The organism is Pseudomonas sp. NPDC087336 (assembly GCF_044744285.1).
Taxonomy (GTDB): domain Bacteria; phylum Pseudomonadota; class Gammaproteobacteria; order Pseudomonadales; family Pseudomonadaceae; genus Aquipseudomonas.
The window spans coordinates 113,595-127,896 of the sequence record NZ_JBIUYA010000015.1 but is presented as its reverse complement, the minus strand read 5'-3'; the positions used below and the strand labels follow the sequence as shown (position 1 = coordinate 127,896).

The following is a 14,302-nucleotide window of genomic DNA, read 5'->3' as shown; positions in this document are numbered from 1 at the left end:
CGGAGCGCCTTTTTTTTGCGACCAAGCGCCCTGCTTTAAGGGCGGGTGGCCACCTTATTTTGACAAACGACGAAAGCTGAAGGTCGTCGCCTGGCAGCGCTTGTTGTGTAGCCTCTCCAATCATCAATAAGACGGGCAACAAAAAGGGGGCGAATTTATTTTTAAATTGAAAAAATAAATCCGTCCCCTTTTCCGGTCCCCTTTTCCGCTAATTGCTCGAGCAGCTCTTTCGGGATTTTCGGCAGCTCTCGCAACGCGGTTTTCTTTTTGGTTGGCATACATGCACCTCTTACTCATGTTATGCCCGAACACAAAATTACTGACACCCCCGTTTGCTGAACCTACCGCAGCCGCTCAACGAGGCTTCTTCGCACGCTCATACACCGCACTACGCTCCCGCTTCCCTACTGCAACCACCGAAACCACGACGCGCGCTTCAATAACCTCATACACCAACCTGTATCCGGACGATTTCAACTTGATCTTGTAGCAGTCCGGCATCCCGTGCAGCGCATCCGCTGGCACTCTGGGATTCTCCAATCGTTCGGCGAGTTTTTTTTGAGTTGGTCGCGCAAGGTATGGCCCAATTTGTCCCGCGTGCCGAAGGCAGGAATTCGAGCTTATAAGTCATCCAGTTCTACCGGCACGGGCGTTTCGTGGCGGCGAGCGCGGACCAGCTCCGCCAGATCCAGATCGTCCAGCCGCTCCATCATCGCTTCGAAGACATCGGCAGGGACCATGTAGCCCATGACACGATTATGGTTAAGGACGGCGACCGGGCTGCCATGGGCGCCACTCAGCACTGCCGAAGGATTTTTTTTCAGTTCAGATACGCTGACAGCAATATCGGCCAATACACGCTGCATGATTAAGACTCCAAATTAGGTCTTTATATTGGTCTAAATTATCATTTTCAGCAACCTCGAATGTGGATGCTGAGGCTGTCGCCCCCTGTTCCGCCCCGGCCCTCTTTTCCCACTTTTCTCGTCACCTTCCCAGAGGTCAATTGGTGCTTTCCCGTGCATTTGAGAGCCGGTGTAGATTGAGCCGGAATTGCAACGATCGTGTCACATACGTCACAAAGCCCAGCCAAAATGTTCTTCGCCTCGCCGTGGCCATCGCTGAAGGGCGCATCGCGGCGGGCATAAGTCGTGGTGACAACCTGCTGGCAGTACTCGCATTAAGCCTTACTGTGATCGCCTTCAAATAGAAGCCTCATAAGCTCACTCACCGTCAGACGCTAATGAACCACGCAAGGTGTTGTAGCCGGTGCGAAGTAACACTGAGTGTTTTGAAATACGCGATCTACAACCGTTGAAAACATCACCAATTACGGCGTTTCCAATGGATTTAGAAGGCGCAAGACTCACCAAACTCCCATTCCTGATAAACTCCCCCACCTCCCAGCCTCACCGATTCCAGATCCCCAATGTCCGTATCCCACGCCACACCCGCCCCGCTCTCCCGCCGTTTTTCCGTCGCCCCGATGATGGACTGGACCGACCGTCACTGCCGTTTCTTCCTGCGCCTGCTCTCCAAGCACACCCTGCTCTACACCGAAATGGTCACCACCGGTGCCTTGCTCAACGGCGATCACGAGCGGTTCCTGCGGCACAACGAGGCCGAGCATCCGTTGGCGTTGCAGTTGGGTGGCAGTGTGCCGCTGGACTTGGCGGCGTGTGCGCGGATGGCGCAGGAGCATGGGTACGATGAGGTGAATTTGAATGTGGGCTGCCCCAGCGACAGGGTGCAGAACAATATGATCGGGGCGTGCCTGATGGGGCATCCGCAGTTGGTGGCCGATTGTGTGAAGGCGATGCGCGATGCGGTGTCGATTCCGGTGACGGTGAAGCATCGGATCGGGATCAACGGGCGTGACAGTTATGAAGAGCTGTGCGATTTCGTTGGTACGGTGCGTGATGCCGGTTGCACCAGTTTTACCGTGCATGCGCGGATCGCGATTCTGGAGGGGTTGTCGCCGAAGGAGAACCGCGATATTCCGCCGCTGCGGTATGACGTGGCCGCGCGGTTGAAGGCGGATTTTCCGGAGCTGGAGATTATTCTCAACGGCGGGATCAAGAGCCTGGAAGCCTGTCATGAGCATTTGCAGACGTTCGACGGTGTGATGCTCGGGCGTGAGGCTTATCACAATCCCTATGTGATGGCCGAGGTGGATCAGCAGTTGTTTGGCAGCACGGCGCCGGTGATCACCCGCGCCGAGGCGTTGGCGCAGTTGCGGCCTTATATCGCTGCGCACCTGGAAGCCGGGGGGGCGATGCACCATATCACTCGCCATGTGCTGGGGCTGGGCACCGGGTTTCCGGGGGCGCGCAAGTTTCGCCAGTTGCTGTCGGTGGATATCCACAAGGCGAAGGATCCGCTGGCCTTGCTGGATCAGGCGGCCGGGTTGCTTGAGGGGCGTTGATCGCCCCTTGTTTCAGCGTTTGGGCAAGTCGATGGTTACTTTCAAGCCGCCCCACTCGCTTTCGTGCAGCAGCAACTGCCCGCCCCAGCTGTCGACAATGTCGCGCACGATGCCCAGGCCCAGGCCATGTCCGTCGGTCTGTTCATCCAGGCGCGTGCCGCGGCTGAATACCTGATCGCGCTGGTCCTGGGGGATCCCCGGGCCGTCGTCTTCCACATTTAGTTCGTAGGCTTGCGCGGTTTCGACCACGCTCAGGCGCACTTCGGCGTCCGCCCATTTGCAGGCGTTGTCCAACAGGTTGCCGAGCAGTTCCAGCAGGTCCTCGCGGTCCCAGGGCAATTGCAGGCCAGTGGGCGCGACATAGCTGAGGTGCAGGTGTTCGCCGTGAATCATGTTCAGGGTGGCGAGCAATCCCGGCAGTTCGGCGTCGCAATCGAACAAGGCCCCCGGCAAGGCGTCGCCGGCCAGGCGGGCGCGGTTGAGTTCGCGATTGAGTCGTAGACGGACCTGTTCCAGTTGGTCCTTGAGGACCTGGCGCAGTTGCGGGTGGGCGTCGAGTTGCTCGCTGGAGGCCAGGCTCAACAACACCGCCAACGGGGTTTTCAGGGCATGGCCGAGGTTGCCCAGGGCATTGCGCGAGCGCTTGAGGCTGTCTTCGGTGTGGGCCAGCAAATGGTTGATCTGGGTCACCAGCGGTTCCAGCTCGATCGGCACTTGATCGTCGAGTTGCGAGCGTTGGCCCTGTTGCAGTTGAGCGATCTGTTCCCGCGCCTTTTCCAGCGGGCGCAAGGCGCGCCGCACGGTGATCCGTTGCAGCAGCAGGATCAGCAGCAAGCCTGCCAGCCCCAGGCCGAGGCCGATCTGTTGCATGCGCTTGAAGCTCTCGCGCACCGGGGTGTAGTCCTGCGCCACGCTGATGGAAATCGACTGGCCCAGGCGCCGATAGTCGGAACGCAGCACCAGCAACTGCTGGCCTTCCGGGCCCAGTTGCAGGTTGCTCTCCAGGCCCGGGCGCTCGAGGTGTGGCAGTTCCTGGTCCCACAGTGAACGCGAACGCCAATGGCTGTCGGCAAAATCGATACGGAAATAGTGGCCGGAAAACGGCCGCTGATAAGCCGGCGATAACAGCCGCTCATCCAGTTGCAAACCCTGGGGGCCGCGCACCAGCGCTATCAACAGGTTTTCGCTGTCGTTGCGCAACCCGGCTTCGAGGTAGCGCTGCAATCCCACTTCGAACAGCCACAGGCTGGTTTGCGCCAACACCAGGCCGACGATCACCATCACGCTGATCAGGCCCAGGCTCAAACGGCGCTGGATCGACCTCACCGGGCTTGCCCACCCAGCAGGTAACCCTGACCGCGACGGGTTTCGATCACGCTGCGCCCGAGTTTGCGCCGCAGGTGATTGACATGCACTTCCAGCACGTTCGAATCGCGCTCGGTTTCACCGTCGTAGAGGTGTTCGGCCAGGTGGCTTTTGGACAGGATCTGTTCCGGGTGCAGCATGAAGTAGCGCAACAGGCGAAACTCGGCGGCCGTGAGCTGGATGTCGGTGCCGTCGCGGGTGACGCACTGGCGCCCCTCATCCAGTTGCAGCCCGGCCGCCTTCAGGGTCGGTTGATTGACCTGGCCGTGGGAGCGGCGTAACAGGGACTGGATGCGCAGGTGCAGTTCTTCGGGGTGGAAAGGCTTGGTCAGGTAGTCGTCGGCGCCGGCCTTGAGGCCTTCGATGCGCTCGGCCCAGGAACCGCGGGCGGTGAGGATCAGCACCGGCGTCGCGAGACCTCCGGCACGCCACTGGGTCAACACCTCAAGCCCCGGCAACCCCGGCAGGCCAAGGTCGAGGATGATCAGGTCGTAGGGTTCGGTGCTGCCCTGGTACACCGCGTCGCGACCGTCGGCCAGCCAGTCCACGGCATAGCCTTGGCGATTGAGGCCGGCCACCAGTTCGTCGGCCAGCGGCACGTGGTCTTCCACCAGGAGCAAACGCATCGGTCAATCTTCCTTGTCTTTGAGTAAATGGCCTGTGGTGGCGTCGATGTCCAGTTCGCGTACCACACCTTCGGTGGTCAGCAATTCGACCTCATAAATGTAGACGTCGTGCTTCTCTTCGAGCTCGGCTTCCAGCAGCTTGGCGCCCGGATAACGATCCAGCGCTTTTTGCAGAAGCTGCTCGAGCGGCAGGATCACACCCTGTTGGCGCAGGCGCAGGGCCTCGTCCTGGTCGAGGTCGCGGGCCATGACCACCGAGCAAAAAACCAGCAGCGCCAGCGCCAGGCGGCCGCTGGCGCGTCGATGGGAAAAGGATTGCAGCGTCATTACGTGTCCTGATGATCCTTGAGAATCTGCCCGCTGACCGCGTCCAGTTCCAGGTCCCACTCGAGGCCCTGCGGGTCGCGCAGTTCAATCTGGTAGATGTACTTGCCGTACTCTTCTTCCAGTGCGGTTTCGGTGACGGTGGAGCCTGGGTGCTTGGCTAACGCTGCGGCATTGAGCTTCTCGAAAGACACAATGGTACCAGCGTCGCGCAGTCTCAGGGCTTCGTCGGGGCCGAGGTCGCGTGCGTGGGCGAGGCTGGCGGTCAGGCCGATGAGGGATGCGACGAACAGGGCAGTGAAGGATTTCATGGGTGTCTCCGTATTCTTTTATGTGTTGCCTACGGGGGTCACCTTAGCGAAACGAACTTAACTGAAACTGAATTGCCATCATGTACAACTATTGCGCCAGTACCTCATCCGCCCTGCCGCCCTCGCGTTGGATCACCAGGTGGATGAAGTGCAGTTTGGCGATCACCGCTGGCGGCAGCACGAAAGGGTAGAAATCCGGCTGACCCATGCTGCGCGACAGCTCGTTGAGCATTCCGGCCAGTTCGATCCACGCATTGACGAATGACAGGAACGCGGTGCCGCCGGGGTGCTGCGGATCGTAGAGGGTGCTGGGGGGAAAGGGTTGATAGTCGAGGTCCATTTCCCGGGCGCTCATGCCAAACCCGAGCGCGGTGTCGACGGCGTCCATCATGTGCAGGTAGTGGGCCCAGGTTTCGGCCCAGTCTTCCCAAGGGTGCATGGTGGCGTAGGCGCTGACGTAATGTTGCTGCCAGTCGAGCGGCGCGCCTTGCTGGTAATGCCGCTCCAGGGCCTCGGCGTAGCTTCCGCGTTCATCGCCGAACAGGCCGCGAAAGGGTTCCAGCCAGTCGCTGTCGGCAATCAAGCGATCCCAGTAGTAGTGCCCGACTTCGTGACGCAAATGCCCGAGCAAGGTGCGGTAGTGTTCGTGCATTTGCACCCGCACCTTTTCGCGGTGGGCGTCGTCGGCTTCCTTGATGTCGAGGGTGATCAGGCCGTTGGCGTGGCCGGTGGTCGGTGCCTTGCCTTCGAGATCGACGCCGATGAAATCGAAAGCCAGGCCGGTTTCTTCGTCCTGGGTTTTCGGGATGACCGGCAACCCGAGGCTGAGCAACTGCGCGATCAGTCGGCGCTTGGCGGTTTCCACCTTGCGCCAGCGCTCGTGGTTTTCGGCGATGGATAAGTCGGGAATGGTGCGGTTCAGGCTACAGGCGATGCACAGCGCATCGTGGTCATTGGCCGGCAGCAGCCAATTACACGCGGCCGGGGAATCGAGGTTGGCGCAGCGACGGAACAGGCCCGCGCCGGGATCGGCATCGAGCAGCCAGGTGTCGGGCTGTACGCCCGGTTGCAGGGAGGACAAGTGACTTTGCTGCGGTTGATAACCCAGGGCTGCGGAACAGGCCAGGCATTGGCTGTTGCGAAAGAACAGCGACTGCCCGCAACGACAGGGCCAGATCTTGCTATTGCGCGAGCTTTCGCCGATGAAGGGGGCAGCGATGCGCGAAGTGAGCTGTTCGAAGAAGCGGTACATGAGCGATCTCTCCCTGGGGCTTGCCAAGACTAGATCATTGTCGAGCGAAGATCGTTCCCACGCTCTGCGTGGGAACGATCATTTAGACCGCAATACCGTGCGTTTTCAGGAACTCGACGAACGTCTCTTCATCCAGCACCTTCAACCCCAGCTCGTTGGCCTTGGTCAGCTTCGACCCCGCCCCCGGGCCTGCGACCACGCAATGGGTCTTGGCCGAGACGGAACCTGCGACCTTGGCACCGAGGCTTTCGAGTTTGTCCTTGGCCACGTCGCGGCTCATCAATTCCAGGGAACCTGTGAGCACCCAGGTCTGGCCGGCCAGCGGCAGGCCTTCGACGACTTTTTTCTCGCTGAGCCAGTGCATGCCGAAATCGGACAGTTGCTTCTCGGCAGCCTCGGCCAGTTGGCGATTGGCCTCGACAGCGAAAAACTCGCGCACCGAGGTGGCTTGCTTCTCGGGCAGCGCCTGGCGCATGTCCAGCCAGTCGGCGCTGATCACCGCTTGCAGCGAGCCGAACTTGTCTGCCAGTTTCTGCGCCCCGCCCGGCCCTACCGACGGGATGTGCAACTTGTCGAGGAAGCCGCCCAGGGTGGTGCTGGCGGCAAACTCGGCGCCCAGCTCACCCTGGTCCTGAATCTGCAAACCGTGGTTGAGCAGTTCGGTAATCACCTGCTGGTTGTGCGCGTCTTCGAAGAAGCTGTGGATTTCGTGGGCCACTTCCAGGCCGACGTCCGGCAGGTAGGTCAGCACTTGCGGCAAGGCCGCTTGGACCCGTTCCAGCGAACCCAGGGAACGCGCCAGCACTTTGGCCGTCTCTTCGCCGACATCGGGAATCCCCAGGGCGTAGATGAAGCGCGCCAGGCCCGGTTTCTTGCTGTCGGCGATGGCACTGAGCAGCTTGTTGCTCGACAGCTCGGCGAAGCCTTCCAGGTCGACGATGTCTTCAAACTTCAGGGCGTACAGGTCGGCCGGCGAGCTCACCAGCCCTTCGTCGACCAGCTGTTCTACGCTCTTGTCGCCCAGGCCTTCGATGTCCATGGCCCGACGGGAGACGAAGTGAATGATCGCCTGCTTGAGTTGTGCACCGCAGGCCAGGCGACCGACACAGCGATATACCGCGCCTTCGCTGACGGTCTCGCGGCCCTTGCTGCGCTTGACCAGTTGCGTACGCTCGACGTGGGAGCCGCACACCGGGCACTGCTGCGGGATCTGCACCGGCCGGGCGTATTCCGGGCGACGCTCGGTAACCACCTGCACCACTTGCGGAATCACGTCGCCGGCGCGGCGAATGATCACCGTGTCGCCGATCATCAGGCCCAGGCGCGCCACTTCGTCCATGTTATGCAGTGTTGCATTGGCCACGGTGACCCCGGCTACCTTGACCGGCCTGAGGCGCGCCACCGGCGTCACCGCGCCGGTGCGACCGACCTGGAATTCCACGTCGAGCAACTCGGTGAGTTCTTCCATGGCCGGGAATTTATGGGCGATGGCCCAACGCGGTTCGCGGGCGCGGAAGCCCAGTTCACGCTGGGACGCGATGCTGTTGACCTTGAACACCACGCCGTCGATTTCATAGGGCAAGGCATTGCGGCGCTCGCCAATGTCGCGGTAGTAATCCAGGCACTCGTCGATGCCGTTCGCCAGCTTCAGCTCGTGGCTGATCGGCATGCCCCAGGCCTTGAGCTGCTGCAGATTGCCGATGTGCGTGTCGGCGATGTCCGCAGACACCTGGCCTATGCCGTAGCAGCAGAATTCCAGCGGACGGTTGGCGGTGATCTTCGAATCCAGCTGGCGCAGGCTGCCTGCCGCGGCATTGCGCGGGTTGGCGAAGGTCTTGCCACCGACTTCCAGTTGCGTGGCGTTGAGCCGCTCGAAACCGGCCTTGGACATGAACACTTCGCCGCGCACTTCCAGGGTCGCCGGCCAGCCGGTGCCGTGCAGCTTGAGCGGGATGTTGCGCACGGTGCGCACGTTGACGCTGATGTCTTCGCCCGTGGTGCCGTCGCCGCGTGTGGCCCCGCGCACCAGCATGCCGTCCTGATAAAGCAGGCTGACCGCCAGGCCATCGAGCTTGGGCTCACAGCTGTATTCCACCGCCGCGCCTGCGCCGAACAGGTCTCCGGCCGGCAGGTCCAGGCCCTCGGTCACCCGACGGTCGAACTCGCGCATGTCGGTTTCTTCGAAGGCGTTGCCCAGGCTGAGCATCGGCACTTCGTGGCGCACCTGGGTGAACGCCGACAGTGCCGCGCTGCCGACTCGCTGGGTTGGCGAGTCGCTGGTGACCAGGTCGGGATGGGCCGCTTCGAGGGCCTTGAGCTCGTTGAACAACCGGTCGTACTCGGCGTCCGGGATGCTCGGCTCGTCCAGCACGTGATAGCGATAGTTGTGCAGATCCAGCTCGGCGCGTAGCTCTAGAATGCGGTCTTGGGCGGCAGTCATGGGTGGTCTCTCATAAAGCAAAAGAGCAGCCGAGGCTGCTCAATCTTCGATGCGGCGCAGATTCATTGTAGGAGCCCGGCTTGCCGGCGAAGGCGTATTTGAAATCGCCTTCGCCGGCAAGCCGGGATCCTACAGGGTGTGGAAGTCGCCACACGCTGCTGGTTTTAACGTTTTTGGGTCAGGGCGCGACGTTCGAATTCAACGATGCGTTGACGGTAGTGCTCAATCGTCTGGGCGGTCAGTACGCTGCGCTGGTCGTCCTTCAGCTCGCCGTTCAACTCTTGTGACAATTTACGCGCCGCAGCCACCATCACGTCGAAGGCCTGCTTGGGATGACGCGGGCCTGGCAAGCCGAGGAAGAAGCTCACGGCCGGGGTGCTGAAGTGGTCGATGTCGTCCAGGTCGAAGACGCCAGGCTTGACCGCGTTGGCCATGGAGAACAGCACTTCGCCATTGCCCGCCATGCTTTCGTGGCGGTGGAAGATATCCATTTCGCCGAAACGCAGGCCGCTTTCGAGAATGTTCTGCAGCAGCGCCGGGCCTTTGAAGCCGACCGGGTCGCGGCAGATCACGCTGATGACCAGCACTTCTTCGGCTTGCGGCTGTTCCTTGTCACTGACCGCAGGCGCTACCTTGGTGTCATCCGGGAAATCGTCGTCACGGCTGCTGAAGCTCGGGCCGCCGTCCAGGTCGAGGCTAAGGTTCATGTCGCCCTGGGAAGGCTCGCCATGGCCACGCTTGCCGCGCTTGGAGCCCGAATCGCGGGCCGGCATGCTCACCGACGGCAGGTCCTGCTCGTCCAGTTGCGGTTCCTTGTGCGTATCCAGGACGCGAGACGGGCCCAACAGCTCGGGGCTGGTGTCCTCGTCGGGCAGATTGGACAGGCTCCGGTCGAGACGGAATTTCAGTTTTCCCTTGCCGCCGCGCATACGGCGCCAGCCATCGAAAAGAATACCGGCAATGACAATAATGCCGATGACGATCAGCCACTCGCGCAGACCGATTTCCATGTAATCCCGTGCCTCTATAAAAAATGCTGAAAAATAAGGGGCTTACATTCTGTAAACCGCTTTAAAACGTGGCGCCAACTCTATGTTCTGACAGGCGTTTTACCCACGTATACGAAAAATTGACATTAAACTAGCACGACCAAAGGCAACTTTACACCGTCTGGCACGCTGGTCCCTCGAATATGTCGATTGGCCAGCAAGTCGGCATGGCAAATCGCGTACCATCGCTACCCCCCCTCCCCTGAAACCCCTGTTTCAGGCATCCACCATCGCCATGGCCTCCTCGACATCCACCGCCACCAGACGCGAGCATCCCGGTTCGTGCATCGTCACCCCCATCAATTGCTCGGCCATTTCCATGGCGATCTTGTTGTGGGTGATATAGATGAACTGCACCGTCTGCGACATCTCCTTGACCAGACGTGCATAGCGTCCAACGTTGGCGTCATCCAATGGCGCGTCCACTTCATCGAGCATGCAGAACGGCGCCGGGTTCAACTTGAAGATCGCAAAAACCAGGGCCAATGCAGTCAGGGCTTTTTCGCCACCGGAGAGCAAATGGATGGTGCTGTTCTTCTTTCCGGGCGGCTGCGCCATGATCGTCACCCCTGTATCGAGTAGATCTTCGCCCGTCAGTTCCAAATACGCGCGCCCTCCACCGAAAACTTTTGGGAAAAGTGCCTGTAAACCGCCATTGATCTGATCAAAGGTATCTTTGAAACGGTTTCGGGTTTCCTTGTCGATCTTGCGAATCACGTTCTCGAGCGTGTCGAGCGCTTCGACCAGATCGTCGTTCTGGGCGTCGAGATAACGTTTACGCTCCGATTGTTGCTGGTATTCATCGATGGCCGCGAGGTTGATCGCGCCCAGGCGCTGGATCCGCGCGCCAATGCGCTCGAGTTCTTCCTCGGCGGCTTTCTCGCTGGCCTCGGCGGTCAGCGTGGCCAGCACGCCGTGCAGGTCGTAGCCGTCTTCGAGCAACTGGTCCTGCAACGCCTTGCGCCGCACGGTCAGGGCTTGCCATTCCATGCGCTGGTTTTCGAGCTGGCCGCGTATCAGCTGGGACTGCTGTTCGGCCTGGTTGCGGCGTTTTTCGGCATCACGCAGTTCGCGGTCGGCGTCTTCCAGGGCGATCTGCGCGGTCTTGAGCTCTTCGTCGACGGTCATGCGCTTGTCGAGCAGTTCTTCGAGCTTCAGGCGCAACTCTTCCAGCGGCGCCTCGCCCTCCTCCAGGTTGAGGCTCAGTTGCTCGCGTTTTTCCGTCAGGCGTTCGGCCTGCATTTCCAGGCGCTCCAGGGCCTGGCGCGTCGAGTCATGCTGGGCCCGCAGCGAGCCCAGGCGCACCGCCAGTTGATGGGCGTGATCCTTGTGCTGGCGGGCTTCCTGGCGTACCCGGTCAAGCCGTTCGCGCAAGCTGTCGCGCTGGGCCAGCAGCAGCTCGCGCTGCTCGGTGTCCAGGGCCATGGCGTCGAGGGCTTCCTGCAGGTGCAGACGCGCTTCGCCGATGTTTTCGTGTTCCAGGGCGCGTTGTTCGCCCAACTCCTCGATTTCTTCATCAAGACGCGTGCGCCGCAGGGCCAACTGCTCGGCCTTGGCTTTGCCGGCCGACAGCTGGGCTTTCAACTCGCCTTGCTGGCGGGCTTCGTCTTGCAGCAAACGACGCAAGTGTTCGCGACCGTTTTCCTGCTGGCGCTGTTGCGCCCGCAGGTTTTGCAATTCGGTTTCCAGGGTCTCGACCGCCGCTTCGCGCTCCTCGCGCTCAAGGCCCAGCTTCTGGATTTCCTGGCCACGGGCGAGCATGCCGCTTTCCGCTTCACTGGCACGGCGCACACGCAGAAAGTGCCGACCGACCCAGTATCCGTCGCGGCTGATCAAGCTCTGGCCGACGGCCAACTGACCACGCAAGGCCAGCGCTTGCTCGAGGCTGTCTACCGGCTTGACCTGGCCCAGCCACGGCGACAGATCGATCTGCGCCTCGACCTTGTCAAGCAAGCTGCCGGGCACTCGCTGGCCATCGCTGGCCGGGCTGAGCAAGCGTAGATCGCCCTGGGTAAAGCTGGACAGGTCAAAGTCGTTGAAGTCATCCACCAGCACCGCTTGCAGATCGGCGCCGAGCACGGTTTCCACCGCCAGTTCCCAACCTGCTTCAACCTTCAGCCCTTCAGCCAGGCGCGGGCGATCCGCCAAATGCTGCTCACGCAACCATTCGGCGGTGCCGGTGCCCGGGTTGAGCGCGGCCTGTTGCAGGGCTTCCAGGGAGGCAAGTCTTCCGTTGAGACGCTGCAAATCGCCCTGGGCCTGTTGCTGTGCCGTCAGCGCTTGCTGCAATTGCTGGCGCAATTGCTCCAGACGTTCGACCTGGGCTTCTTCGCTGGCTTGCAAGTCTTCAAGGGTCGCTTCACTCGCTTCAAGCTGCTCGCTCAGTTCCAGGATCGCTGCGTCTTCCGGATCTGCCGAAAGCAAGGCGCGTTCCTCGCCAAGACGTTTCTGCCGATCGGCCAGGCGTTCCAGGCTGGTTTCCAGCTGCTGGATCCGCGATTGCTGGACTTCCGACTGGCGCCGTGGCTCGGCGGCGCTGAGGTTGAACGTGTCCCACTGCTCCTGCCAGCCGTGCATGGTGGTTTCGGATTCCTCCAGCGCGGCGGCGGCCTCTTCGGCGGCGGCGCTGGTGACTTCCTGCTCCGGCGTGAGCATGTCCAGCTCTTCGCCAAGGGTCAGCAACAGCGTGCGGTCGTGGCCCAGGTGCGATTCGGTCTCCAGGCGCGCACGCTCGGCTTCCTTCAAATCGTCCTGCAATTGGCGCAAGCGCTGCTGGCCGTGCTGGATGCTCTGCTCGACCCGGGCGATGTCGCCGCCGACCGAATAGAAGCGCCCCTGCACCAGATTGAAGCGCTCGGAGAGGTCGTGATGGCCGTCGCGCAAGCGTTCGATGCTGGCGTCTGCATTGCGTTGTTCGGCCACCAGGGCTTCGAAACTGATTTCCTGGGTGCCGATGATCGCTTCGCGCTGGCCGACCTGATCGTTCAGGTCCTGCCAGCGCAGGGCCGACAGTTGCGCCTTGAGCTGGCGCTCCTCGCCTTTGAATTCCTGGTACTTCTTGGCCGCTTCGGCCTGGCGGTGCAAGCGTTCGAGCTGACGTTCGAGCTCTTCGCGCAGGTCGGTCAGGCGCTCCAGGTTTTCGTGGGTGCGGCGGATGCGGTTTTCGGTTTCGCGCCGACGCTCCTTGTACTTGGAGATCCCCGCCGCCTCTTCGATGAAGTTGCGCAAGTCTTCGGGCTTGGACTCGATCAGCTTGGAGATCATCCCCTGCTCGATAATCGAGTAGCTGCGCGGGCCCAGGCCGGTACCGAGGAAGATATCGGTGATGTCGCGGCGACGGCATTTGGTGCCGTTGAGGTAATAAGTAGTCTGGCTGTCGCGGGTCACTTTGCGGCGAATGGAAATTTCCGCATAGGCGGCGTATTCACCGAGCAGTGTGCCGTCGGAGTTATCGAACACCAGCTCGATGCTCGCCTGGCTCACAGGCTTGCGGCTGGTGGAGCCGTTGAAGATGACGTCGGTCATCGACTCGCCGCGCAGGTTCTTCGCCGAACTCTCGCCCATCACCCAGCGTACGGCGTCGATGATGTTCGACTTGCCACAACCATTGGGCCCCACCACCGCCGCCATGTTACTGGGGAAGTTCACTGTGGTCGGGTCGACGAAGGACTTGAACCCCGCCAGCTTGATGCACTTTAGCCGCACGCTTATGCGTCCGTCAGGGCAGAGATCACCAGATCGCAACTGCGCTGGCCATAAGCGGTCAGCACTTCGCGGATCAGTGGAAAATCACGGGCGATCACGGCGGCGAGCAAGCGTTCGAACAGCTCCAGGTATTCGCTCATCGAGGCCTTGCGTTGCTCCAGAGCGAGGAAATACGCACGGCTCATGGCCGGCTGCAGGTTCTCGACGGTTTCCTGCAGGTACGGATTGTTGGCGAACGGATACGTGGCGCGCATCACGTTGAAACTGTCGTCGACGAAGGCATGGATGTCCTGGCGCGCATAGCTAGCCGTCAGGCGCTGCTGGATCTGCACGAACGGCGCCAGGTCGGCCTGGACTTTCCAGCCAGTGGCCACGGCATTGGCGAGCAGGATGTACATCTCGCTCATCAGCGTGCACAGGCTCTTGACCTTGTGCGCGGTGAGTTCGGTGACGTGGGCGCCACGTCGCGGCAGGATGGCGATCAGGTGCCGGCGCTCGAGAATCAGCAATGCCTCGCGGACCGAGCCGCGGCTGACGTCAAGTGCCTGCGTGACCTTCTGTTCCTGGATGCGCTCCCCGGGCTTCATTTCGCCGCGAATGATGCGTTCGGCGAGGTGATGCGCGATTTGCTCGGCGAGGCTGTCCGGCGCCTTGAACGTCATGGTTGTCCTTCAAACTCTTCGATTTGCACAAGCGGCGCAGTGTAGCGCAATTGATACGTCATGGCGCAGGGCCCACCGGGTGGTTTTTGGCACGATTCAAGCAAAAAGCAGGCTGTTGATCGAGGGTCAATAATGAAGAAAAG

11 protein-coding genes and 1 pseudogene are annotated in these 14,302 nt (G+C 61.1%); 1 reads left to right on the top strand and 11 read right to left on the bottom strand.

Going from position 1 to position 14,302, the window contains the following annotated elements; translation table 11 throughout:
• Positions 1 to 354: 354 nt before the first annotated feature.
• Positions 355 to 631: pseudogene (locus ACIO0C_RS17040) on the bottom strand (type II toxin-antitoxin system RelE/ParE family toxin).
• Positions 621 to 866 (bottom strand): type II toxin-antitoxin system Phd/YefM family antitoxin, encoded by a 246-nt coding sequence (locus ACIO0C_RS17035; RefSeq protein WP_401313933.1) that lies wholly within the window; start codon positions 864 to 866, stop codon positions 621 to 623. The pseudogene ACIO0C_RS17040 and the gene ACIO0C_RS17035 overlap by 11 nt, the downstream one beginning before the upstream one ends.
• Positions 867 to 1,429: 563 nt before the next feature.
• On the opposite strand from ACIO0C_RS17035, the gene dusA reads away from it, so the two are divergent.
• Positions 1,430 to 2,425: a tRNA dihydrouridine(20/20a) synthase DusA gene (gene dusA / locus ACIO0C_RS17030; protein WP_401313932.1), complete on the top strand. Its 996-nt coding sequence runs from the start codon at positions 1,430 to 1,432 to the stop codon at positions 2,423 to 2,425.
• A gap of 12 nt (positions 2,426 to 2,437) precedes the next feature.
• Here the strand turns inward: dusA and ACIO0C_RS17025 are convergent, their stop codons facing one another.
• The 9 genes from ACIO0C_RS17025 to ACIO0C_RS16985 all read right to left on the bottom strand — a co-directional run bounded on the left by ACIO0C_RS17025 (position 2,438) and on the right by ACIO0C_RS16985 (position 14,159).
• Entirely contained in the window at positions 2,438 to 3,751 is a 1,314-nt protein-coding gene (locus tag ACIO0C_RS17025) for a sensor histidine kinase (RefSeq protein ID WP_401313930.1), read from the bottom strand.
• Positions 3,748 to 4,416: a response regulator transcription factor gene (locus tag ACIO0C_RS17020; protein ID WP_401313928.1), complete on the bottom strand. Its 669-nt coding sequence runs from the start codon at positions 4,414 to 4,416 to the stop codon at positions 3,748 to 3,750. The genes ACIO0C_RS17025 and ACIO0C_RS17020 overlap by 4 nt, the downstream gene beginning before the upstream one ends.
• Before the next feature lie 3 nt (positions 4,417 to 4,419).
• On the bottom strand, positions 4,420 to 4,743 hold the full coding sequence (locus ACIO0C_RS17015; RefSeq protein ID WP_401313926.1) for a PepSY domain-containing protein: 324 nt from the start codon (positions 4,741 to 4,743) through the stop codon (positions 4,420 to 4,422).
• Positions 4,743 to 5,051 carry a PepSY domain-containing protein gene (locus ACIO0C_RS17010; RefSeq protein WP_401313924.1) on the bottom strand — a complete coding sequence of 103 codons (309 nt, stop codon included), beginning with the start codon at positions 5,049 to 5,051 and terminating at the stop codon, positions 4,743 to 4,745. The genes ACIO0C_RS17015 and ACIO0C_RS17010 overlap by 1 nt, the downstream gene beginning before the upstream one ends.
• Positions 5,052 to 5,139: 88 nt before the next feature.
• Positions 5,140 to 6,303, bottom strand: coding sequence for a putative zinc-binding metallopeptidase (locus tag ACIO0C_RS17005; RefSeq protein ID WP_401313923.1), 1,164 nt, complete (start codon positions 6,301 to 6,303; stop codon positions 5,140 to 5,142).
• A gap of 82 nt (positions 6,304 to 6,385) precedes the next feature.
• The gene (ligA, locus tag ACIO0C_RS17000) at positions 6,386 to 8,743 is read right to left on the bottom strand and encodes an NAD-dependent DNA ligase LigA (RefSeq protein ID WP_401313921.1); all 2,358 of its coding nucleotides are present in this window, start codon (positions 8,741 to 8,743) and stop codon (positions 6,386 to 6,388) included.
• A gap of 164 nt (positions 8,744 to 8,907) precedes the next feature.
• Positions 8,908 to 9,753: a cell division protein ZipA gene (gene zipA, locus ACIO0C_RS16995; protein ID WP_401313919.1), complete on the bottom strand. Its 846-nt coding sequence runs from the start codon at positions 9,751 to 9,753 to the stop codon at positions 8,908 to 8,910.
• Between the two features lie 255 nt (positions 9,754 to 10,008).
• The gene (smc, locus tag ACIO0C_RS16990; RefSeq protein WP_401313917.1) at positions 10,009 to 13,497 is read right to left on the bottom strand and encodes a chromosome segregation protein SMC; all 3,489 of its coding nucleotides are present in this window, start codon (positions 13,495 to 13,497) and stop codon (positions 10,009 to 10,011) included.
• 2 nt (positions 13,498 to 13,499) lie between these two features.
• Positions 13,500 to 14,159 (bottom strand): GntR family transcriptional regulator, encoded by a 660-nt coding sequence (locus ACIO0C_RS16985; RefSeq protein WP_401313915.1) that lies wholly within the window; start codon positions 14,157 to 14,159, stop codon positions 13,500 to 13,502.
• Positions 14,160 to 14,302: the final 143 nt, after the last annotated feature.

Excerpts from the sequence above, each read along its gene's own strand:
- ACIO0C_RS17035 (WP_401313933.1), bottom strand. The coding sequence starts at position 866 with ATGCAGCGTGTATTGGCCGATATTGCTGTCAGCGTATCTGAACTGAAA.
- dusA (WP_401313932.1), top strand. The coding sequence starts at position 1,430 with ATGTCCGTATCCCACGCCACACCCGCCCCGCTCTCCCGCCGTTTTTCC.
- ACIO0C_RS17020 (WP_401313928.1), bottom strand. The coding sequence starts at position 4,416 with ATGCGTTTGCTCCTGGTGGAAGACCACGTGCCGCTGGCCGACGAACTG.
- ACIO0C_RS17015 (WP_401313926.1), bottom strand. The coding sequence starts at position 4,743 with ATGACGCTGCAATCCTTTTCCCATCGACGCGCCAGCGGCCGCCTGGCG.
- ACIO0C_RS17010 (WP_401313924.1), bottom strand. The coding sequence starts at position 5,051 with ATGAAATCCTTCACTGCCCTGTTCGTCGCATCCCTCATCGGCCTGACC.
- ACIO0C_RS17005 (WP_401313923.1), bottom strand. The coding sequence starts at position 6,303 with ATGTACCGCTTCTTCGAACAGCTCACTTCGCGCATCGCTGCCCCCTTC.
- ligA (WP_401313921.1), bottom strand. The coding sequence starts at position 8,743 with ATGACTGCCGCCCAAGACCGCATTCTAGAGCTACGCGCCGAGCTGGAT.
- zipA (WP_401313919.1), bottom strand. The coding sequence starts at position 9,753 with ATGGAAATCGGTCTGCGCGAGTGGCTGATCGTCATCGGCATTATTGTC.
- ACIO0C_RS16985 (WP_401313915.1), bottom strand. The coding sequence starts at position 14,159 with ATGACGTTCAAGGCGCCGGACAGCCTCGCCGAGCAAATCGCGCATCAC.